Origin of the sequence: Gulbenkiania mobilis (assembly GCA_004346645.1) — a bacterium.
GTDB classification, from domain to species: domain Bacteria; phylum Pseudomonadota; class Gammaproteobacteria; order Burkholderiales; family Chromobacteriaceae; genus Gulbenkiania; species Gulbenkiania mobilis.
Genome location: SMDA01000007.1, coordinates 41,797 through 63,635, shown reverse-complemented (window position 1 = coordinate 63,635; position 21,839 = coordinate 41,797). Strand labels below are relative to the sequence as shown.

The window sequence follows — 21,839 nt, the reverse complement described above, 5'->3', positions numbered from 1 at the left end:
TGATGAAACCCACTGTAGCCCTCGTCGGCCGGCCCAATGTCGGCAAATCGACCCTTTTCAACCGTCTGACCCGCAGCCGGGATGCCCTCGTGGCCGACCAGCCGGGCCTGACCCGCGACCGTCACTACGGGCACGGTCGCGTGGGCAGCAAGCCCTACCTCGTGGTCGATACCGGCGGCTTCGAGCCGGTGGTGGACGAAGGCATCCTGTTCGAAATGGCCCGGCAGACGCTGCAGGCCGTGGACGAGGCCGATGCGGTCGTATTCCTTGTGGACGGCCGCACCGGCCTGACCCCACAGGACAAAATCATCGCCAATCGCCTGCGCCAGTGCAGCCAGCCGGTCTATCTGGCCGTCAACAAGGCCGAAGGGCTGGCACACTCCATGGCCGCCGCCGAGTTCTACGAACTGGGCCTGGGGGAGCCGATGGTCATTTCGTCGGCGCACGGCGACGGCGTGCGCGAAATGATGGAGCTGGTGCTGGAAGCCTTCCCCGAAGCCGAGGAAGAGTCGCGCGCCCACCACCCCAAGTTTGCTGTTATCGGGCGCCCCAACGTCGGCAAGTCTACCCTGGTCAATGCCATCCTCGGCGAAGAGCGGGTGATCGCCTTCGATCAGGCCGGCACCACGCGCGACAGCATCTATATTGATTTCGAGCGCGGTGACCAGACCTATACCATCATCGATACCGCCGGCGTGCGCCGTCGCGGCAAGGTGTCGGAGGCGATCGAGAAGTTTTCCGTCATCAAGACCATGAAGGCGATTGAGGATGCCAACGTTGCCGTGCTGGTGCTGGACGCGCAACTGGACATCTCGGAACAGGATGCCACCATCGCCGGCTTCGCCCTCGAAGCGGGGCGCGCGCTGGTCGTGGCGGTCAACAAGTGGGACAACCTGGATGCTGCGCGCAAGGAAGAGGTAAAGCACGAGATCGCACGCAAACTGGCCTTCCTCGATTTCGCCAAGTTCCATTACATCTCGGCGCTGGAAGGCCGCGGCATCGCCGACCTGTTCCGCTCCATCGACGAAGCGTATCAGGCCGCCATGTGCAAGCTGTCCACGCCCAAGCTGACGCGCGTGCTCAAGGTGGCGGTAGAGCGGCAGGCTCCGCCGCGCGTCGGACTCGTCCGGCCCAAGATGCGGTATGCTCACCAAGGCGGCATGAATCCTCCCATCATTGTGGTGCACGGCAATGCGCTGGACAGCATTTCCGAAAGTTATACCCGTTATCTGGAACATACCTTCCGTAAGGTATTCAAATTGCAGGGGACGCCACTGCGCGTACAGTACAAGTCGGGCGACAATCCGTTCGATAGTGACAAGGCCTCCGATAAGCCGCGGGCCAAACCCATGCCGCGCACGCAGTTGCCGGGTCGGGAAAAGCCTGTCCGGTACGGCAAGAGCAAGAAATAGTATCGCCGGCATTTTTCTGCTAAAACTAATGCTGACAAGCGGGCTGCAGACTTTTTAATACAACGATCATTGACTCGGAGAAGAACAAATGAGCTCAAAAGGGCAAATGTTACAAGACCCGTTCCTGAATACCCTGCGCAAGGAACATGTCCCGGTATCGATTTATCTGGTCAACGGCATCAAGCTGCAGGGGCAGATCGAATCGTTCGACCAGTACGTTGTTCTTCTCAAGAATACCGTGACGCAAATGGTCTACAAGCACGCCATCTCCACCGTGGTGCCGGCGCGTCCGGTCAACATCCCGCACGAGCATGCGGCCAACGGCAAGCAGGACGGTCAGGACGCCTGATCGCGCTTCCAGCTGCCACCTTCGGCCGACCTCCGCAATACTAGGCGGGGTCGGCCTTTATTCTTTCAAAGGGTAAAAAACTTACGTGTTTGACCGTCCCGATATTGGCGACCGTGCCATACTGGTCTGCCTGGATTTTGGCGAGCCCGATTACCAGGAAAGCGTCGACGAATGCGTCGAACTGGTGAAGGGCGCCGGGGTCGACGTGGCCGGACTGGTCCAAGGCAAGCGTCAGCGCCCGGATGCCGCGCTGTTTGCCGGCAAAGGCAAGGCTGAGGAGATCGGTCTTGCGGCCAGAGCTGTTTCGGCCAACGTCGTCATCTTCAACCATAGCCTGTCTCCGGCGCAGGAGCGCAACCTCGAGCGCCTGCTGGAGTGCCGGGTGATCGATCGCAACAGCCTCATTCTCGATATCTTCGCGCAACGCGCGCGCAGCCATGAGGGCAAGCTGCAGGTGGAGCTTGCCCAGCTGTCACACCTCTCCACGCGCCTGGTTCGGGGATGGACTCACCTGGAGCGTCAGAAGGGTGGTATCGGCCTGCGCGGCCCGGGGGAAACGCAGCTGGAAACCGACCGCCGACTGCTGGGCAACCGCGTCAAGATGCTCAAGGAGCGGCTGGCACAGGTGCAGCGCCAGCGGGCAACGCAGCGCCGTGGCCGCACTCGTGCAGGGCTGGTGTCGGTCTCCATCGTGGGCTATACCAACGCCGGGAAGTCCACACTGTTCAACAGCCTGACCAAGGCCGGGGCCTACGCGGCTAACCAGTTGTTCGCCACGCTGGACACCACCAGCCGCCGGTTGTTCCTGAACGAGTCGGTATCGGTAGTGGTATCGGATACGGTAGGCTTCATCCGCGACCTGCCGCACAGCCTGGTGGCCGCATTCCGCGCAACGCTGGAGGAAACGGTCCAGGCAGACCTGCTACTGCATGTGGTCGATTCGGCCAACCCCATGCGCGACCGGCAGATCGAGGAAGTGAATAAGGTACTCGAGGAAATCGATGCCGCAGGCATCCCTCAGCTGGTGGTCTGGAACAAGACCGACCTGCGCGGACTACCGCCGAGCATCGAGCGGGACCAGCAGGGCAGGGCGGTGGCGGTGCGGGTTTCCGCACTGACCGGCGCGGGCCTGGAACTCTTGCGTGAAGCGCTTGCCGAACGCGTGCTGGACCTGAAGAACACAACAACGGATAAAGAACAAGATGTCGCAGAATGATCCTAACCGGGGTCGCCGGGGGAATGACGGGCCCCCGGACCTAGACGAAATTTTTCGCGGGCTGAACGCCCGCGTGGCACGTCTCCTGGGTGCGAAGGGCGCAGGCCCCGGCACGCCGCCGCCCTCACCGGGCACGGCGTTCCGGGGAGGCGCTGGTGTGGTGGGTGGGGTGCTGCTGGCGCTGTGGCTGGCCAGCGGTCTCTATGTAGTGGACGCGCGCGAACAGGGCGTCGTCCTGCGCATGGGCAGCTTCAACCATACGACGGATGCCGGCCTGCAGTGGCATCTGCCCTATCCCTTCGAAACTGTCGAGATCGTTAACCTGACCGAAGTCCGTAGCGTGGAGATCGGCTACCGTAGTGCAGCCAAGAACCGCGTGCCCGAAGAGTCGCTGATGCTCACCGAGGATCAGAACATTATCGATGTACAGCTTTCGGTCCAGTACGACATCAAGGACGCCAAAGCCTTCCTGTTCCTGAATGCGGTCAGCGACGCGGACGGCAAGGACATCGTCAAGCAGGCGGCCGAAACCGCCATCCGTGAGGTGGTGGGCAAGAATAACGTTGACTTCGTGCTGAACGAAGGCCGTGCGCAGGTGGCGGCCGAGTCGCGCCGCCTGATCCAGAACATCCTGGACCGCTACGGGGCCGGCATTCGCATCAGCAAGGTCAACATCAACAACGTGCAGCCGCCCGAGCAGGTGCTGGCCGCCTTCGACGATGCGGTAAAGGCCGGGCAGGACAAGGACAAGCTGCGTAACGAAGGCGTTGCCTACGCCAACGAAGTGGTGCCGCGTGCCCGCGGCTTGGCAGCGCGGCTGGTGGCCGAGGCCGAAGGCTACCGCCAGCAGGTGGTATCGCGCGCCGAAGGCGATGCCGCACGTTTCAGCCAGGTGTTGTCCGAATACAACAAGGCCCCCAAGGTCATGCGTGACCGTCTCTACTACGACATGATGCAACAGGTTCTGAACAATTCGACCAAAGTAGTGGTGGACCAGAAGGCCGGAAACAACCTGCTCTACCTGCCTCTGGACAAGCTGATCCAGGCCGCTACACCGGGTGCTAACCATGTGACCGGCACTGAACCCTCACCCCAGGCGGCCGCCCCTCAGCGGCCCGAGCAACCGTCCCCGACGCAGGGGCAGCCCGCACCCAAAAACGGGCGCGACGCGAGCCGCGGACGTGATTTCTTCGGTGGGGAGCGCTAAGCATGGAACGAATCATTCCTGTACTTGTGGCAGCTGGCCTTGCGATTGCGATTGCCGGCCTGTCGCTCTTTACCGTGGACCAGCGCCAGTACGCGCTGGTGTTTCAGTTCGGCGAGGTGGTGCGCGTGCTCAAGGAGCCGGGTATTCAGTTCAAGGTGCCGCTGCTGCAAAACGTGCGCTATTTCGACAAGCGCATCCAGACGATCGACCCGGAGGCGCCCGAGCTTTTCAATACCCGCGAGAAGAAGAACGTGCTCGTCGACAGCTACGTGAAATGGCGCGTGGTGGATGTCGAGCAGTTCTATAAGAGCGTGGGTGGCAACGAGACTGCAGCCGTGGCCCGCTTGCGCCAAACCATCAATGATGGCCTACGCGCAGAGTTCGGCCAGAAGACGGTTACCGACGTGATTGCAGGGCAGCGCGACCAGGTGATGGAGGTGGTCCGTCGTCGTGCGGATGCCGACGCACGCAAGATTGGGGTGGAAATTCTGGACGTACGCTTAAAGCGCGTCGATTTTCCGGATAAAATCAGCGACTCGGTGTACGACCGCATGCAGTCCGAGCGGCGCACCGTGGCCAACCAGCTCCGCAGCGAGGGGGCTGCCGAGGCCGAACGCATCCGGGCTGAGGCTGATCGGGAGCGTGACGTGCTGCTCGCGGAGGCGTATCGCAAGGCCCAGGAGATGAAGGGCGAGGGCGACGCGCAGGCGGCCGCCATCTATGGCGCAGCCTATGGCAAGAACCCCGAGTTCTATGCCTTCTGGCGCAGCATGGATGCCTACAAGGAGTCGTTCAAGTCCAAGAGTGACGTGCTGGTGCTGGAGCCGAGCAACGAGTTCTTCCGGTACTTCCGCAACCCTCAGGGGACGGCAGCACCGGCCAAGGGAAAATGACAGAAAAGCGACGGTCCCCTCGGGGACCGGTCCGATGACACAAGGCGGGATGAAGAATCCCGCCTTTTATTGTGTAGTACCGAAATGATGCGCAACTGGCTGTTACCTGAACATATTGCCGATATCCTGCCTGCCACTGCGCGGCAGGTGGAGTCCGCCAAGGCGGCGATGCTGGAGCGGTTCCGCACCGCCGGCTACGAACTGGTGCTGCCCCCCCTGATCGAATATGCAGATTCCCTTGTGTCCGAAGGGGACAGCGCGCTCGATCTGAAGACCTTCAAGCTCGACGATCCCTTCTCCGGACGACAGCTGGGCCTGCGGGCTGACATTACCCCTCAGGTGGCGCGGATCGATGCGCACCTTCTGGCGCATCGCACTGGCGTAACGCGGCTGTGCTACGCCGGAAGCGTGGTCCACGCCCGCCCGGCCGGCCTCCTCAGTTCGCGCGAACCGCTGCAGGTAGGTGCCGAGCTGTACGGTTATGCTGGCATCGAGGCTGACCTTGAGATCATCGGCCTGATGCTGTCTACGCTGCGGCTGGTGGGTGTGAACGCCCTGCGGCTGGATGTGGGCCACATCGCCATCTTCCGTGGGCTGGCAGCCGCCGCCGGCCTGGGCAGTGCGCAGACGGCAGAGCTCTTTGCGATCCTGCAGGCCAAGGATGTCGGCTCCCTCCGCCTGCTGGTGGCCGACGTGGCCGAACCCTACCGCAGCGCCTTCCTGGCCTTGCCCGAGCTTTACGGCCCGGCCAGCGTGCTCGAACGCGCGCGCACCCGGCTGCCGTCTCTGCCGGAGGTAGAGCTGGGCCTGATGCAGCTGGCCGCCATTGCGCGCCATCTGGAAGGCCAGGTGGAGTTGAGCTTCGATCTGGCCGAACTGCGCGGTGACTACTATCACACCGGCCTGATGTTTGCCGCCTACGCTCCAGGCTGGTCCGAGGCACTGGCGCGTGGTGGCCGCTATGACAATGTTGGCCGAAGGTTCGGGCGTGCCCGTCCGGCGACCGGTTTCAGCCTGGACCTGCGCGATCTGGTGCGCATCCTGCCTGAGCGCGATCCGGCGCGCGGCATACGTGTCGCCGCCCGGCACCTACCGGGGGCGGCTGCCGAAGTGCAGCGGCTGCGGGAGGCGGGTGAGATCGTTGTGATCGACTACCTGGCCGAGTCGGCCGGAGCCCTCAATTGCGACCGTGAACTTGTGCCTGCTGGCGAAGGCTGGCAGGTGATTCCGTTTAACTGAGTGTTGTTTTGACAGACGAAGAGGCTTTTCCAATGTCCAGAAATGTTGTCGTGATCGGAACCCAGTGGGGTGACGAAGGCAAGGGCAAGATCGTTGACTGGCTGACCGATCACGCGCGGGGCGTGGTGCGCTTCCAGGGCGGCCACAATGCCGGCCACACCTTGGTGGTGGGCGGCAAGAAGACCGTGCTGCGGCTGATTCCCTCCGGCATCCTGCGTGAAGGTGTGGACTGCTATATCGGCAACGGGGTGGTCCTCTCTCCCGAAGCCCTGCTCAAGGAGATCGACGAGCTGGAGGCCGCAGGCGTGGACGTGGCTTCCCGCCTCAAGATCGCCGAGGCCTGCCCGCTGATCCTGCCCTACCATGTGGCGCTGGACCAAGCCCGCGAGGCCGCCAAGGGGGCCGGCAAGATCGGCACTACCGGCCGCGGCATCGGGCCGTGCTACGAAGACAAGGTGGCCCGCCGGGCCCTGCGCGTGATCGACCTTTTCGACCGCGAGCGCTTCGAGAGCAAGCTGCGCGAGAATGTGGCCTTCTACAACTTCCAGCTGACCCAGTATTTCAAGGCTGACCCGGTGGATGCGGATGCCATCCTGGAGCAGACCATGGTGCTGGCCGAGCGCATCAAGCCCATGGTGGCCGATGTGTCGCGCACGCTGTACGACCTGAACGCGGCCGGCGTACCGCTGTTGTTCGAAGGCGCTCAGGGCACACTCTTGGATATCGATCACGGGACCTACCCGTTCGTGACCTCCTCCAACTGCGTGGCCGGGGCTGCCGCACCGGGCGCGGGCGTGGCGCCGCAGATGCTCGATTACGTGCTGGGCATCGTGAAGGGGTACACCACCCGCGTGGGTTCGGGGCCGTTCCCGACCGAGCAGGACAACGAGATCGGCGCCTTCCTCGCCAAGCGTGGCAACGAGTTCGGCTCCGTCACGGGGCGTCCACGCCGCTGCGGCTGGTTCGATGCTGCCGCGCTCAAGCGCTCGATCCAGATCAACGGGGTGTCCGGACTGTGCGTGACCAAGCTGGACGTGATGGACGGCCTGGATGAGATCAAGCTGTGCGTCGGCTACCGTATCGACGGCAAGGAAGTGGACATCCTGCCGTTTGGCTCCGATGCCGTATCCAAGTGCGAGCCCGTCTACGAAACGCTGCCTGGCTGGAGCGAGACCACTTTCGGCCTCAAGCGCTGGGAAGACCTGCCCGCCAATGCCCAAGCCTACCTCAAGCGCATTGCCGAGGTCTGCGGTGCGCCGGTGGACATTATCTCCACCGGTCCGGACCGCGAGGAAACCATCGTGATGCGTCATCCGTTCGGCCTGTAAGCGCCTGTTGCCTCCTGAAAGCCCGGCCTAGCGCCGGGCTTTTTGCTGGGCGTCTTTGACCGCTCTGCCTGCTGCTCCACTAGAATACGGGTTTTATCCGGAAGGGCGCGCCAGCATGGCGTCTGTGGCAATGACATGGCGGCGTCCCCTGCTGTTGGCGCTTCTGGGGGTGACCGCCCTCGTTTTCGCCTTGTGGGGGGCGCTGGAGTACCGGCGGGCGCAGACGGCGTTCATCCTGGAAACTGAGCGTCTCCAGACCGAGATCGGCCGCCGCCTCGAAAAAACCGACATGCTGCTCAGGGCGCTGGAGGCGCAGGCCGCCTCGGAGCGTGACTTCCAGCCGGAGGCTTGGCGCCGCGTGGCGCAGCGCCTGCTGGGGCAGGAGCGCTTTCTGTATTCGGCCGAGGTGTTCCGTCTCATCGGCGAGCGCGAGCGCTTCCGGCTGGAGGCCCGCTGGCGGGCCTCGCTGGGAAGGCCGCTGGTGCGTGATTTCAACGTGGACGGACGCCGGGTGTGGCATCCCGCCCCGGCACGGCCTTCCTACCTGATCGCCACCCTGATCGAGCCCGATCATCCGGGGGTGCAGCCGGTCTACGGTTTCGACATCCTGCACAACCAGGATCTGGGGCCGGCCGCGCAGTTGGCGCTGTCCACTGGCGGCACCGTGACCTCTCCGCCCTTCCATGTACTGTCAGGACGCAAGGTCTACTTCATGATGCGCCCCTTCTATCTGGGCGATGATCAGGCTCCTGCCCGCCCGTGGGGGTTGGTGGCGGTGCTGGTGGATGGCCAGCAACTGTTACAGTCGGTGGCGCTTCATCCGGACATTGCCCTGGCGATGGCCACTCCCACCACGCATACAGAGCCTCTCTTTGCCGTGGGGCCGACGACCCAGAATGCCGGCACCTTGTGGACGCTTCAGCGCACAGTTTGGCTACCCACCGATTCGCAGCGGCTGCAATTGACCTTCCGGCAGTTTGTTCCTTGGAAAACGCTCGAGTACGGGCGCCTGGTGCTGGGGCTGTTATTCGGATGGCTGCTTACCCTGGCGCTCTGGCGTGCCCAGCGTGCGCTCGCCAGCCTGCGGGCGGCACGACAGCGCGCGGATGCACGCCTTTTCGACCGGGAGGAAGAGGCCGCTGTTACCCTGTCGGCGATTCACGACGGGGTGCTGACCCTGGATGCAGCGCAGCGGATCGTGCTGGCCAATCCGATGGCGCTGGCGCTGCTGGAGCGGCCGCAGACCGAGGTGATCGGCCAGCCGGTGGGCACAGTGATGGTGCTGCGCTACGAGCTGGCCGAAGGGTTGGCCGAAGACCCGGTGGCCAGCTGCTTCCGCCTGCAGGTGCCAGTGGAGCTGCCCGAAAACTGCGTGCTGCAGCTGCCGAACGGCCGCACGCGCATGGTAGAGGGGGCAGTGGCCCCCTGTCGGGCCCAGGATGGCCACCTCACGGGCGCCGTGTTCGCCTTCCGCGACATCGGTCCGGCCACCCTGCGGGCACGCGAGCGCCTAGAAGCCAGTGAAAATCGGGTGAAGGGTCATCTGGAGCGGCTGGTGCATACCGATCGCCTGCATATCCTCGGTGAAATGGCCACCGGTCTCGCGCATGAGATCAACCAGCCGCTGACCGCGATTACCAACTATTGCCAAGCCTCGATTGAGCTGCTGGAGGAGGGCGAGCCCTCGCTCGTACCCGAAGTGCGCGCTGCCCTGCACCAGGCGGTGCGCCAGGCCGACCGCGCCGGGGACATCATCCGCCGGTTGCGGGCCTTCGTGAGCAATCAGGAAGTGGACGTTCGTCCACTGGACCTCAATCAGGTTGTGGCCAATGCGGTGTTTTTGGACGCCTACGATCTCAAGGCCGCCGGGGTGGAAGTGGTGCAGTGGTTGTCAGGTCAGCCAGTACCGGTGATGGCCGACAGCATCCAGCTGGAGCAGGTGGTGCTCAACCTGCTGTCCAACGCTACTGCCGTGCTGCAGTCCCGACCCGTAGGCGAGCGCCATATCGTACTTACCACGTTGGCCGAAGATGGCTGGGGCCGCCTGGAAGTGCGGGACAACGGGCCGGGGCTGGGCCCTGAAGCGCAGGCCCGGCTGTTCCAGCCTTTCTATTCCACCAAACCGCAAGGCTTGGGGCTGGGGTTGCCGATCTGCCAGACGATCGTCGAGCGCTACGGCGGGCGCATCGAGGTGGAGACACCAGCGTCGGGGGGCGCAGTCTTCCGCGTATGCCTGCCCCTGGCCGCCGAGCCTCCCACAACGGCCCTGCCTGTCGGCCGTTTACCCCGTTAGGGCGGACGCTATCACATCAAGGTGTGGGCCGCACCGCCGGTAGAGGACAAGAGCAATGCGGAAGAACAGGGGCAAGGCCCCTGCCGTGGGCTGGGCGCAGGAAGGAATGCAGCCTGCGGTGCGCTTAGGAGGGGGCACGCGGGTGCTTCCGGATATCCTTCAATCTGCGCTGCAACCGCCGGGCGCGTGCGGCTGCTGCGGCTCAGCCGGCAGTCGGAGTGCGGCTTTCCACGAAGGTATGCGTGCGCTGGGCGCGTTCCTCGCGTGGCGTGATCCCGAAATGGTTGCGATAGGTGCTTGAGAAGTGCGGGCCACTGGAGAAGCCGCAGGCCAGGCCGATCTGTACGATCGACTTGCTGGTCTGCTGCAGCAGCTGCCGCGCCCGGTTGAGGCGCAGTTCCAGATAGTACTTGGAGGGGACGGTATTCAGGTACTGCTTGAACAGCCGCTCCAGCTGGCGTCGTGACACCCCCACGTAATAGGCGATGTCGTCGGTGGTGAGCGGCTCCTCGATGTTGGCTTCCATCAGGCTGACCGCCTCGGTCAGCTTGGGCTGGCTGCCGCCGATGCGGGTGGCAAGCGGGATGCGCTGGCGCTCGTTGCCGGGACGCACACGCTCCATACTGAACAGCTCGGAGAGCTGGGCGGCAAACGGACTGCCGTGCTCGCTGGCCACCAGCGAGATCATGAAGTCCAATGTGGCGGCCCCACCGGCGCAGCTCATGCGCCCCGGCTCAATCTCGTAGAGGTTGGAGGAGACGATCACCTCCGGGAACTCGTCGGTAAAGCGACTGATCTCCTGCCAGTGGATAGTGGCGCGTACACCGTTGAGATAGCCCGCCTTGGCCAGCCAGTAGCTGCCGCAGCCGATTCCCCCCAAACGCAGGGTGTCCAGCGACTGCGAGGCCAGGCCCTTGTTGAGCTCCTCAGTGGAAACATCGTTGCCAATGTCGTCCGCCAGCATGAAGAGAGCGTCCAGTTTCGGGGCATAGGCCAGCGGCAGCTCCACCGCCAGTTTCTGGCCACTGGCCGTGACGACGCTCTCGCCCTTGACCGAGAGCGTCAGCATCTCGTACAGCCGCTTCTCAGCCAGCTGGTTGGCGCGCGTCAGCACCTCCACGGCCAGGGCGTAGTCGGCCATCGAGGCGTGGGGCAACAGCAAAAAGCCGTAGCGTTGCGGTTTGGCGGCTGGCGTCGGGGAACCCATCGGCGTACTTGTCTCGCTCTGTCAGACCAAAAAACACGCCATGCATGACGGCATGGCGAAGTCGGTTTTGTCACCGCGGCCTCAAGGTTGGGCCGCGGCAGTGCGCGCTATTGTAGTTTATTTCAGGCTGCCGGAGAGGAATTGCGCCAGGCGCTCACTCTTCGGGCTCACCAGCACTTCGCGCGGGTTGCCTTCCTCCTCCACCCGGCCCTGATGCAAGAAGATGACATGGTTGGATACCTCACGGGCAAAGCCCATCTCGTGGGTCACCACCACCATGGTACGGCCCTCGCGGGCCAGGTCCTGCATCACGCGCAGCACTTCCCCCACCAGCTCCGGGTCCAGCGCGGAGGTGGGTTCGTCGAACAGCATCACCTCCGGCTCCATCGCCAGGGCGCGTGCAATTGCCACGCGCTGCTGCTGGCCGCCGGACATATGCGCTGGATACTTGTCCTCGACGTTACGCAGTCCGACCTTTTCCAGATATTTGCGTGCCCGGGCCACGGCCTCGTCCTTGGGCACGCCCAGCACATGGACGGGAGCCTCGATGATGTTTTCCAGCACCGTCATGTGTGCCCAGAGGTTGAAGTGCTGGAACACCATGGCCAGCTTGGTGCGGATGCGCGCCAGCTGGCGCGCATCCGCTGCGCGCAGTGCTCCGGTGCGACGGTCGGGCACCAGCCCAAGCGTCTCGCCCGCCACAGCGATGCGCCCGCTGTTCGGGTGCTCCAAGAGGTTGATGCAGCGCAGGAAGGTGCTCTTGCCAGAGCCGGACGAGCCGATGATGCTGATCACGTCGCCTGCGTGCGCGGTGAGCGACACGCCCTTGAGCACTTCATGGTTGCCGTAGCTCTTGTGCAGGTCTTCTACCTGCAGCTTGAGCGAGGTGCCGCGCACTTCGGCGGCCACGGAAGGATGTTCGATCGGTTTCATGCGCTTAGCAACTTTCCTGTCTTGAACGCGACGGACGTGGCCACCTTGGCCACCCAGGTGCCCGGTCGGGCGTAAGGATCTCTGGCACGTGCGTACAGCATGCCGTCATGGCTGGCCGCAAGCGGCGTCACCTGCCCGCTGATCGGGTCGATGATGTCGGCCACGGGCTGTCCGGCCGTCACGCGAGTGCCCGGTTCGCAGTGGAAGGCCACCACGCCGGCGTGGGGGGCCACCAAGTTCTCGGAGCCCGCCAGCGGCGTGGCAGGGTAGGGCAGCGGTGGCTGAGGGACAGCCGGACCGCTGATATGTCCGGTCTCCCGCAGATAGGCGATCAGGCCGTCGGCATCCTGCTCCGCCAGAGCATGGCTGACGCTGTCCTGACCGCGCAGTTCGACGGTAACAGCGACCGTGGCCAGCGGGATGGACGGCACGGGCCGCTCCTGCGCGCGGGCTTCGGCTTCGGCCAAGCGCGTCAGGTCCAGCCAGAACTGGCTGCAGGCCTCGTCGAAAGGCTGGTCCCCCGAATCGGTAGCCAGGAGCTGCGCGCACGAGCCCAAATGACGCGCCAGCGGCTCCACCTGCGGCCACTGCGGCGTGAGGGTATAGAGGTGCAGACCAGCAGTGAAGTCGCAGTGCAGGTCGAGCACTACGTCGGCATCGCAGGCCAGCTGCATGAGCGTCAGGCGCAGACTGTCCAGCTCGGTGGACGGCGAACGCGCCGCCAGGGTTTCGCGCAGCGCCTGCCGGATGCACGCCACGTTGGCCGAAGCATCCTGGCCTAGACGGTGGCTGACCGCGGCCAGCACTGTCTCGGCCAAGGCCGGATAGTGACGGTTGAAGTTGTGTCCGCTGGCGATGTCGAAGCGTCCGAGCGACAGACCCAGCAACGACTGCGCCAAGCCGATCGGGTTGGCCACCGGCACGAGCACTACCTCGGCATTCAAACGGCCCGCTTCCTCCAGCGCAGCCAGCCGCTGCCGCAGCTTCCACGCCACCAGCATGCCCGGCAGCTCGTCGGCATGCAGCGAGCTCTGGACATAGACCTTGCGTCCGGTGCCCTCAGGGCCGAAATGGAAACTGGTCACGCTTCGCTGCGTGCCCAAGCTCGGCGAGAGCAAGAGGTGTTCACGTTGTTGCATGATCGCTCCTCAGTGCTTGCGCGGGGCCAGGTACGCCAGCCAGCGCCGCTCCGCCAGCTTGAACAGCCAGACGAAGAGGAAGGTCAGAGCCAGATAGAAGGCCGCAGCGGTCAGGAAGGGCTCGAACGGCAGATAGCTGTCGCTGAACACACGGCGGGCCACCCCCGTGAGATCTGCCAGCGTCACCAGCCCGGCTACCGACGTACTCTGCATCATCATCACCACCTCGTTGCTGTAGGCAGGCAGTGCACGACGCAGGGCGGATGGCACCACGATGCGGCGCATCATCAGTCCCTTGCTCATCCCCATTGCCTTGGCTGCCTCAATCTCGCCCCAATGGGTGTTGCGGATCTGGCCGGCGATAATTTCCGTGGTGTACGCCGCCGTGTTGAGCGTGAACGCAATAATGGCGCACACATAGGCCTCGCGCAGATAGGCCCATGCCCAACTTTCGCGTACCGCCTCGAACTGCGACAGCCCGTAATAGATGATGAAGAGCTGTACCAGCAGCGGCGTGCCCCGGAAGACGTAGGTGTAGAGCCACACCGCACCGGACACAAAACGGTTCCGGGAGACCCGCATCAGGCCGAGGGGCACGGCAAGGCACAGGCCGAAGAACAGCGAGATGCCCAGAAGCTCGAGCGTGAGGACCAGGCCGTCCGTTACCGAGAACACCGGCTGGCCGTCCCCCCCGCCGAGGAAGGCCGGTAGCTTGTCCAGCATGAATTGCACGTCGATCACAGTTCACTCTCCCGCACGCCGAGCGAATACCGCTTCTCCAGCCACTTGAGCAGCAGGTCGGAAACCGTGGTGATCGCAAGGAAGATGGCCCCCACCACCGCATACACGGTGAAGGGTTCCTGGGTAATGGACTTGGCAGTATCGGCACGGTACATGACGTCGTTCAGGCCGATCACCGAGACCAGTGCGGTGGATTTCACCAGTACCAGCCAGTTGTTGGAGAAACTGGGCAGTGCAAAGCGCACCATCTGCGGCGCAGTGATGCGAAAGAACACCCGCAGCGGGCCCATACCGTAGGCGCGTCCGGCCTCCATCTGCCCCTTGGGGATGGCCATGATGGCGCCCCGGAAGGTCTCGGTCATGTAGGCACCAAAGATAAAGCCGATGGTCATCACCCCGGCAAAGAAGGAGTCGATCTCGGGCGCGGGCCAGCCCAGGCTGGCACAGGCCTCGTTGATCAGCATCTGTACGCCGAAGAACAGCAGCAGCATCCAAACCAGGTCGGGTACGCCGCGGACGACGGTAGAATAAAGTTCGGCCAGCAGTACCAGCGGCTTGGACGGCGCCATCTTGAAGGCCGCCCCGACCAGGCCAAGCACCACCGACACCATCAGCGAAGCGCCCGCCACCTTTAGGGTGAGTACGGCGCCTTCCAGGATGCTGGGCAGGTAACCCTGAAGAAGCATGTTCGTGTTTCCTGTCTGTAAGGGCAGGCCGCGCATGCGGCCCGCCGCTTAGCCTCACTTGCCGTAAATGTCGAAGCTGAAGTACTTCTTCTGGATCTTGTCGTAGGTGCCGTTGGCGCGGATGTCCTTCAGCGCCTTGTTCAGGCGTGCCAGCAGGGCAGTATCGGCCTTACGCACGGCGATGCCCGCGCCTTCACCGAAGTACTTGGCATCGTTGTATTCCGGCCCCGCGAAGGCAAAGCCCTTGCCGTTCGGAGTCTTGAGGAAATCAGTGTCGCCTACGGCAGCGTCGACGAAGCTGGCGTCGATACGGCCGGACTTGAGGTCGAGGAAGGATTCGGGGGCCTTGCCATAGCTGACGAGGGTGGCACCCAGCTTCACCCAGTGGTCACGCGCATACTTTTCCTGGATGGAGGAGCGCAGCACACCGATCTTTCTGCCCTTGAACCAGGCGTCGTTCACGGTGATGCCGGCCTTGCCGACCAGCCGGCTGGGCATGTTGTAGTACTTGTCGGTGAAGTTCACCGCTTTCTTGCGCTCGTCGGTGATGTTCATCGAGGCGATCACCGCGTCGTACTTGCGGGCGTTGAGTGCGGGGATGGCACCGTCGAAATCCTGCGGAAGGACTTCGCAGCTGACCTTCATCGCGGCGCAGAGGGCCTGGGCAATGTCGGGGTCGAAGCCGATCATCTTGCCGTCCGGGCCCTGCTTGGAGAACGGCGGATAGCTGGCGTCGGTGGCGAAACGTAAGGTCTCGGCGTGCACGCCGGCTGAAAAAAGGGCGAGCGCAAGCGCGCCCAGGAGTAACGAGGGCTTCTTCAAGAGGTTTCTCCGGATTTCTTGTAGGGACAGGAAGACGGCTGCCCGGAGGCCAGGCAGCCGGGACGACGGCCGGTCTTACTTGCCGTACACGTCGAAAGTGAAGTACTTGTCCTGTACTTTCTTGTAGGTGCCGTCCTTGCGGATCTGTTCGATCGCCTGGTTCAGGCGGCTAACCAGTGCGGCATTGCCTTTCTTGACCGCGATGCCCGCGCCATAACCGAAGTATTTGGCTTCGTTGTAGTCGGGGCCCACGAAGGCAAACCCCTTGCCTTGCGGGGTCTTCAGGAAGTCGAGCTCGCCCACCGTGGCATCCACGAATACGCCGTCGATGCGGCCGGAGCGCAGGTCCAGGAAGGCTTCGGGGGTCTTGCCGTACGACACCACGCTTGCACCCGCCTTGCCCCAGTAGTCCTTGGCAAACCGCTCCTGGGTGGAGGCACGCAGCGCGCCGATTTTCTTGCCCTTGAAGGCGTTCTGGTCAACCTTCAGGCCTTCCTTGGCGATCATGCGGCTGGGGGTGTGGTAGTACTTGTTGGAGAAGTCCACAGCCTTCTTGCGCTCGTCGGTGATCGACATCGACGAGAGGATGGCGTCGAACTTGTTGGCGTTAAGCGCCGGGATCAGGCCGTCCCAGTCTTGCGGGACGATCTGGCAGGTCACCTTCATCGCGCCGCAGAGCGCGTAGGCGATGTCCACGTCAAAACCCTGCAGCTTGCCGTCCGGGCCCTGCTTGGCAAACGGGGGATAGTTGCCGTCGATGCCGAAGCGGATGGTTTCGGCCTGGGCGGCCATGCCGAACAGCGAGGCGGTCAATGCGGTGAGAGCCAAAACTTTTTTCATGCGGATGTCTCTATTTCTCGATGGGCGTTATGGTTGGCCGAAACCGGCCTCCTGCTTCTTGCCGTCCGGCGGGCGTCTGGGAGCGCCATGCCGGAGTCGGGGTCTGGATCTTGTGTTATGGGTGCCTCGCCAGCCCGTGAAGCTGACGGAAATGTTGGCATGATTGATACGCGCCAACAATCTGCCGGATTGTCCGGCAAAGCCCTCAAACCCTGTCCACTTATTTTACACAACTCTGTATACAATTTGAATCGGCATATAAATCAATGATTTGCATGTATTTTTACATGAAAACAGTGCTTTGGGCAGAAGTTTGTTTCTGTAATTCATCGTCGCATTGCTGTAAGGGATGACGACACTCAAGCGTGCGTTTATGTAAACGCCGTTGCCCTTCTTGTTGCATTGCATCCTGGGTTTTTGTAAGAGGATGTCGCTTTCTGGAAATGCCGTTGGGGTGGGGGTTACTACAATGCGCCCACACATCTTTGTGCTCACAACAAGAGAAGCCTCATGTCGCTTAACAACAAGACCGAACTGGCGAGCCTGATTGACGATATTCAGGCGGTTGCCGAGAGCAAGCTTTCCTCGCAGGAGTCCAAGCAGCTTTCCGGCTTCTTCCCCATCTACTTCGAAGAGGCCGAGCACGCAGACCTGCGGCGCTTTTCTTCGCTGGACCTGTTCGGTGCTGCCATGGCGCACTTCGCCTTCGCCAAGAAGCGCAAGGCCGGGGTACCCAAGGTACGGATCTACAACCCTGATTTCGAGCGCGACGGATGGCAGAGCACGCACACCGTAATCGAGATCGTCAGTGACGACATGCCCTTCCTGGTGGACTCGGTCACCATGCTGCTGGCGCGTCACAGCCTGAACCTGCACCTGCTGGTGCACCCGGTACTGTCCGTTGGTCGCGACGAGAGCGGCAACCTCACCACCTTCAAGCGCACTGAAGACCGCAGCCTGCCCTTGGAGTCTTTCATCCACGTGCAGATGGATCGCGTCAGTGACGCCGCCACCCTCAAGTCGCTGGAAGAAGAACTGCTGCGCGTCCTCAACGACATCCGCCTCGTGGTACAGGATGAGCCGCAGATGCGCCAGGTGATCGGCGAGATCGCCACCCATCTCTCCGATCTGTCCGGTCCGCGCGCAGCTGAAGCGCAGGAAGCCACCCGCTTCCTCGAGTGGATGGCCGACAATCACTTCCTTTTCCTCGGCTATTGCGATTACGACCTCGTCAAGCGCGATGGCAAGGACAGCCTCAAGATCGTCAAAGATTCCGGTCTGGGCATCCTGCGCGATCAGGGCACGAAGGAATACTCCGCCAGTTTCGAACAGTTGCCGCAGGAGCTGCGCGAACTGGCCCACCTGCCACAGCTGATCATCCTGAACAAATCACAGACGCGCTCGATGATCCACCGCTCCGCCTACATGGACTTCGTGGGCATCAAGCGCTTCAACGCCAAGGGCGAAGTGGTGGGGGAGCGTCGCTTCCTCGGCCTTTACACCGCCTCGGCTTATCAGGTATCGCCCAAGGACGTGCCGATCCTGCGTCAGAAGGTGGACTACGTCATCGCCCAGTGCGACTACGTGGACAACAGCTACAAGGCTAAGACGCTCAACTTTGCACTGGAAACCTACCCGCGCGACGAACTGTTCGAGATTCCTGCCGAGGTGCTGGCCCCGATCGCCGAAGGCATCGTCAGCCTTCAGGAGCGCCCACGTGTGCGCCTCTTCGTTCGCACCGACCGCTATCACCGCTACGTGAGCAGCTTGGTGTACGTGCCGCGCGACAGCTTCAGCACCGAAGTGCGCCTGAAGATCGAAAAGACGCTGATGAAGGCCTTCAACGGCACCAGCGCCGAGTACAGCGTGCAGATCGGCGATGCCACGCTGGCCCGCGTGCATTACATCATCCGCACCAACGCTGCGAGCATGCCCTCCTTCCGCGAAGCGGAGATCGAGGCCGAAATCGCACGTCTGGTGCGGGGCTGGGTGGAGGAGCTCCATCAACAGCTGATCGAGACCCATGGTGAGGAAAAGGGCAATGCGCTCTTCCTTTGCTACAAAGATGCCTTCCCCACCTCCTATCGCGAGGAGTTCACCGTCCGCAACGCCGTGCTCGACATCCAGCTCTTGGAAGCGGCTGCTGACGGCGCACCGCTGGCCATGAAGCTGTACCGTCCGTTCCAGCGCACCGGACAGACGTTCAACCTCAAGCTCTTCCGCGCCGGCGAGCCGATGGGGCTTTCGGCCAGCCTGCCGATCCTGGAGAACATGGGCGTCAAGGTGCGTGACGAGCATCCGTACTGCGTGAAGAAGGCGGATGGTACCGGCATCTGGATCAGCGACTTCGGTCTGGACGTGGGCGAGGCTTTCGAGCAGATGACGTCCGACGAAGTCCAGCACGATTTCCAGGAACTGCTCACGCAGGTTTTCGCGCGTCGCTGCGAGAATGACGGCTTCAACCGTCTGGCCCTCACCGCCGGGCTCGACTGGCGCGAAATCTCGCTGGTGCGCGCGCTGGCCAAATACCTGCGCCAGGGTGGGCTGACCTTCAGCCAGGCCTACATCGAGCAGTGCGTGGCCCATTATCCCGAGATCACCCGCCGCCTGGTGGCCCTGTTCGTGGCTCGCCTGCATCCCACCGAAGCCAACGATACCTTGGCCGAAACGCTGCAGCAGGAGCTCAAGGAACTGCTGGACCAAGTGGCCAACCTCGACGAGGACCGTATCCTCAATGGCTTCCTGTCGGTGATCCTGGCTACCCGCCGCACCAACTTCTGGCAGAAGGATGCCGCCGGCGAGTGCAAGAGCTACATCTCGTTCAAGCTGCAGTCCAATGCAGTGCCCTTCCTGCCGCAGCCGCGTCCTCTGTTCGAGATCTGGGTCTACAGCCCGCGTGTCGAAGGGGTACACCTGCGTGGCTCCAAGGTGGCCCGTGGCGGCCTGCGCTGGTCCGACCGCATGGAAGACTTCCGTACCGAAGTACTGGGTCTGGTGAAGGCGCAGATGGTGAAGAACTCGGTGATCGTGCCGATGGGTTCCAAGGGTGGCTTCGTGTGCAAGCAGCTGCCCGCGCCGTCCGACCGTGAAGCCTTCATGGCCGAAGGCATCGCCTGCTACAAGATTTTCATTTCGGCGCTGCTTGACATCACCGACAATCTCGTCACCGGCAAGATCGTGCCGCCAGTTGACGTGCGACGTCTGGATGAGGACGACCCTTATCTGGTCGTGGCAGCCGACAAGGGCACGGCCACCTTCTCCGACATCGCCAACGGTGTTTCCGAGTCCTACGGCTTCTGGCTCGGGGATGCGTTTGCCTCGGGGGGTTCGGCCGGGTACGACCACAAGAAAATGGGCATCACCGCGCGCGGTGCCTGGGAATCTGTGAAGCGGCACTTCCGCCATCTGGGCATCGATACCCAGACCCAGGACTTTACCGTGATTGGCATCGGCGACATGGCCGGTGACGTGTTCGGCAACGGCATGCTGCTGTCCGAACACATCAAGCTGGTGGCCGCCTTCAACCACATGCACATCTTCCTGGACCCGAACCCGGATCCGGCCGCCAGCTTCGCCGAGCGTGCACGCCTCTTCAACCTGCCGCGCTCCAACTGGACCGACTACAACCGCGAGCTGATCTCGGAAGGCGGCGGCATCTTCGAACGTTCGGCCAAGTCCATCCCCCTGTCGCCGCAGATCAAAGCATGGCTGAAAACCGATCGCGACAGCATGGCGCCGACCGAACTGATCCACGAGATCCTCAAGGCCGAAGCCGATCTGCTCTACAACGGCGGCATCGGCACCTACATCAAGGCCAGCACTGAAGGCCACGCCGACGCACGCGACCGTGCCAACGATACCCTGCGGGTGGATGGTGCACAGCTGAACGTGAAGGTAGTGGGCGAGGGCGGCAACCTGGGCTGCACCCAGAAGGGCCGGATCGAGTTTGCGCTCAAGGGCGGCCTGATCTGCACCGACGCGATCGACAACTCTGCCGGGGTGGATTGCTCCGACCACGAGGTCAATATCAAGATCCTGCTCGGCGGCGTGATGCAGGCGGGCGACATGACGCTCAAGCAGCGCAATGCACTCCTTGCCGAAATGACCGACGAGGTGGCCCAGCTGGTGCTGCGCAACAACTATCTGCAGACCGAAGTGCTGGCCATCAAGCGGCTAGAGTCCGCCTCCATGCTTTCCACCCATGCCCGCATGATCACGGCGATGGAGAAGGCCGGTCAGCTCAACCGCGAGATCGAGTATCTGCCGTCCGACACCCAGATCAACGAGCGTCGCCTGGCGCGGCAGGGGCTGACCACGCCGGAGGTGGCCGTGCTGCTTGCCTACAGCAAGATCAATCTTGATCAGGCCCTGCTTGCCACCGACCTGCCCGATGATCCGGACTTCCTGCCGGTGCTGGTGAATTATTTCCCCAAACCGTTGCAATCCCGCTTCGGCGCGCAGATGGAGCGGCACCACCTCAAGCGCGAGATCATCTCCAACCAGTTGGCCAACCAGATCGTCAACCGCATGGGCACGACCTTTGTGTTCCGCCTGCAGGAAGAATCGCCGTTTTCCGCGGCCGACATCGCCCGCGCATGGTGGATTGCCAACCGCGTGTTCGATGCAGAGCGCCTGTGGACCCAGATCGAGGCACTGGACACCCGTGTGCCGGCCGATCAGCAGATGGACTTGATGGTGCGCGTGCGTACGCTGGTCGAGCGCGTCACCCGCTGGGTGCTGCGCAACAAGCGCCCGTTCGCGTCGGTCAACGCCGTCATCGACCAGTACGCACAGCCGGTGCAGATGCTGCTGGGCAAACTGCCGCAACTGATCGATGCCGTGGACTACCCGGCCGTGGTGCAGGCAGAAATCCGCATGGACATGCCGAATCTGCCGAAGGAGCTGGTGCAAGTGCTGGCACGGCTGGAGTTTGCGGTACCCCTGATGGACATCATCGAGATCGGCGAGGGTAGCCCGCTGTCGCTGGAAGAGGTGGCGCTCAACTACTATCGCCTCGGCCGCACCCTGCAGCTCGATTGGCTACGCGACGCGATCACACGCCTGCCGCGCGACAACCGCTGGCAGTCGCTGGCGCGCTCTGCCCTGCGTGACGACCTCTACCGCCTGCATCGCAAACTGGTGAAGCTGGCCCTGCAGGAAACCGAAGGGCAAGGGGCGTTCGTGGAGGACTGGTTGGCCAAGCGCCAAGCCCACGTCGAAGTCTGCCAGCAGATGTTCGGCGAGTTGCAGTCGTTCGAGACGTTGGATCTGGCCATGCTCTCGGCCGGTATGCGCGAATTGAACAACCATCTGCTCGCCTGATCTTCTCCCCGTCTGTTTCAGCCGGCCCTGCGGGGCCGGCTTTTTTGTGCTCTGTTGCCGGGGTGCGACAAACACCTGTTCGAGCCGGCTGCGCCATCCTTGAGCTTTTCCGCCCCGAACTGGGGCAACGGCTTTCGATCTTCCTGATCTTTGCCCTCAATCCGGGCATTTTCCTGTCGGACCATCGGTGCTTGCGGCGAGCAAGCGACGCG

16 protein-coding genes are annotated in these 21,839 nt (G+C 63.0%); 9 read left to right on the top strand and 7 right to left on the bottom strand.

The annotated features are described in order from the left end of the window. The first annotated feature begins 2 nt into the window (after positions 1-2). The 8 genes from der to EV669_RS10965 all read left to right on the top strand — a co-directional run bounded on the left by der (position 3) and on the right by EV669_RS10965 (position 9,937). Positions 3-1,412 (top strand): ribosome biogenesis GTPase Der, encoded by a 1,410-nt coding sequence (gene der, locus EV669_RS11000; protein WP_132098701.1) that lies wholly within the window; start codon positions 3-5, stop codon positions 1,410-1,412. An 88-nt stretch (positions 1,413-1,500) separates the two neighbouring features. Next, entirely contained in the window at positions 1,501-1,761 is a 261-nt protein-coding gene (hfq, locus tag EV669_RS10995) for an RNA chaperone Hfq (RefSeq protein WP_054285905.1), read from the top strand. Between the two features lie 85 nt (positions 1,762-1,846). After that, entirely contained in the window at positions 1,847-2,977 is a 1,131-nt protein-coding gene (hflX, locus tag EV669_RS10990; protein ID WP_132098700.1) for a ribosome rescue GTPase HflX, read from the top strand. Continuing rightward, entirely contained in the window at positions 2,964-4,184 is a 1,221-nt protein-coding gene (hflK, locus tag EV669_RS10985; protein ID WP_132098699.1) for an FtsH protease activity modulator HflK, read from the top strand. The genes hflX and hflK overlap by 14 nt, the downstream gene beginning before the upstream one ends. 2 nt (positions 4,185-4,186) lie before the next feature. Further along, entirely contained in the window at positions 4,187-5,077 is an 891-nt protein-coding gene (gene hflC, locus EV669_RS10980; protein WP_054285902.1) for a protease modulator HflC, read from the top strand. Positions 5,078-5,164: 87 nt separating this feature from the next. Further along, a complete protein-coding gene (locus EV669_RS10975; protein ID WP_132098739.1) occupies positions 5,165-6,316 on the top strand; it encodes an ATP phosphoribosyltransferase regulatory subunit in 1,152 nt (383 codons plus the stop codon). A 32-nt stretch (positions 6,317-6,348) separates the two neighbouring features. Continuing rightward, positions 6,349-7,644: an adenylosuccinate synthase gene (locus EV669_RS10970; RefSeq protein ID WP_132098698.1), complete on the top strand. Its 1,296-nt coding sequence runs from the start codon at positions 6,349-6,351 to the stop codon at positions 7,642-7,644. A 115-nt stretch (positions 7,645-7,759) separates the two neighbouring features. After that, entirely contained in the window at positions 7,760-9,937 is a 2,178-nt protein-coding gene (locus EV669_RS10965) for an ATP-binding protein (protein WP_132098697.1), read from the top strand. A 202-nt stretch (positions 9,938-10,139) separates the two neighbouring features. Here the strand turns inward: EV669_RS10965 and EV669_RS10960 are convergent, their stop codons facing one another. The 7 genes from EV669_RS10960 to EV669_RS10930 form a co-directional block, all read right to left on the bottom strand. After that, a complete protein-coding gene (locus EV669_RS10960; RefSeq protein ID WP_132098696.1) occupies positions 10,140-11,144 on the bottom strand; it encodes a GlxA family transcriptional regulator in 1,005 nt (334 codons plus the stop codon). A gap of 117 nt (positions 11,145-11,261) precedes the next feature. Continuing rightward, a complete protein-coding gene (locus EV669_RS10955) occupies positions 11,262-12,077 on the bottom strand; it encodes an ABC transporter ATP-binding protein (RefSeq protein WP_054285898.1) in 816 nt (271 codons plus the stop codon). Then, on the bottom strand, positions 12,074-13,216 hold the full coding sequence (locus EV669_RS10950) for a succinylglutamate desuccinylase/aspartoacylase family protein (RefSeq protein ID WP_132098695.1): 1,143 nt from the start codon (positions 13,214-13,216) through the stop codon (positions 12,074-12,076). The genes EV669_RS10955 and EV669_RS10950 overlap by 4 nt, the downstream gene beginning before the upstream one ends. A gap of 9 nt (positions 13,217-13,225) precedes the next feature. Then, positions 13,226-13,957, bottom strand: coding sequence for an ABC transporter permease (locus EV669_RS10945; protein WP_132098694.1), 732 nt, complete (start codon positions 13,955-13,957; stop codon positions 13,226-13,228). Further along, positions 13,954-14,643: an ABC transporter permease gene (locus EV669_RS10940; protein ID WP_054285896.1), complete on the bottom strand. Its 690-nt coding sequence runs from the start codon at positions 14,641-14,643 to the stop codon at positions 13,954-13,956. The genes EV669_RS10945 and EV669_RS10940 overlap by 4 nt, the downstream gene beginning before the upstream one ends. Before the next feature lie 54 nt (positions 14,644-14,697). Continuing rightward, positions 14,698-15,465 (bottom strand): ABC transporter substrate-binding protein, encoded by a 768-nt coding sequence (locus tag EV669_RS10935; RefSeq protein WP_132098693.1) that lies wholly within the window; start codon positions 15,463-15,465, stop codon positions 14,698-14,700. 75 nt (positions 15,466-15,540) lie between these two features. Beyond that, complete coding sequence (locus tag EV669_RS10930; RefSeq protein WP_132098692.1) at positions 15,541-16,305, bottom strand: ABC transporter substrate-binding protein; 765 nt, start codon at positions 16,303-16,305, stop codon at positions 15,541-15,543. Between the two features lie 510 nt (positions 16,306-16,815). On the opposite strand from EV669_RS10930, the gene EV669_RS10925 reads away from it, so the two are divergent. Then, positions 16,816-21,627, top strand: a complete 4,812-nt coding sequence (locus EV669_RS10925) for an NAD-glutamate dehydrogenase (RefSeq protein WP_132098691.1) — start codon at positions 16,816-16,818, stop codon at positions 21,625-21,627. The last annotated feature ends 212 nt before the right edge of the window (positions 21,628-21,839 follow it).

Bases quoted from the DNA above. Each gene is read 5' to 3' on its own strand.
- der (WP_132098701.1), top strand. From the start codon at position 3: ATGAAACCCACTGTAGCCCTCGTCGGCCGGCCCAATGTCGGCAAATCG.
- hfq (WP_054285905.1), top strand. From the start codon at position 1,501: ATGAGCTCAAAAGGGCAAATGTTACAAGACCCGTTCCTGAATACCCTG.
- hflK (WP_132098699.1), top strand. From the start codon at position 2,964: ATGTCGCAGAATGATCCTAACCGGGGTCGCCGGGGGAATGACGGGCCC.
- hflC (WP_054285902.1), top strand. From the start codon at position 4,187: ATGGAACGAATCATTCCTGTACTTGTGGCAGCTGGCCTTGCGATTGCG.
- EV669_RS10975 (WP_132098739.1), top strand. From the start codon at position 5,165: ATGCGCAACTGGCTGTTACCTGAACATATTGCCGATATCCTGCCTGCC.
- EV669_RS10970 (WP_132098698.1), top strand. From the start codon at position 6,349: ATGTCCAGAAATGTTGTCGTGATCGGAACCCAGTGGGGTGACGAAGGC.
- EV669_RS10965 (WP_132098697.1), top strand. From the start codon at position 7,760: ATGGCGTCTGTGGCAATGACATGGCGGCGTCCCCTGCTGTTGGCGCTT.
- EV669_RS10960 (WP_132098696.1), bottom strand. From the start codon at position 11,144: ATGGGTTCCCCGACGCCAGCCGCCAAACCGCAACGCTACGGCTTTTTG.
- EV669_RS10955 (WP_054285898.1), bottom strand. From the start codon at position 12,077: ATGAAACCGATCGAACATCCTTCCGTGGCCGCCGAAGTGCGCGGCACC.
- EV669_RS10950 (WP_132098695.1), bottom strand. From the start codon at position 13,216: ATGCAACAACGTGAACACCTCTTGCTCTCGCCGAGCTTGGGCACGCAG.
- EV669_RS10940 (WP_054285896.1), bottom strand. From the start codon at position 14,643: ATGCTTCTTCAGGGTTACCTGCCCAGCATCCTGGAAGGCGCCGTACTC.
- EV669_RS10930 (WP_132098692.1), bottom strand. From the start codon at position 16,305: ATGAAAAAAGTTTTGGCTCTCACCGCATTGACCGCCTCGCTGTTCGGC.
- EV669_RS10925 (WP_132098691.1), top strand. From the start codon at position 16,816: ATGTCGCTTAACAACAAGACCGAACTGGCGAGCCTGATTGACGATATT.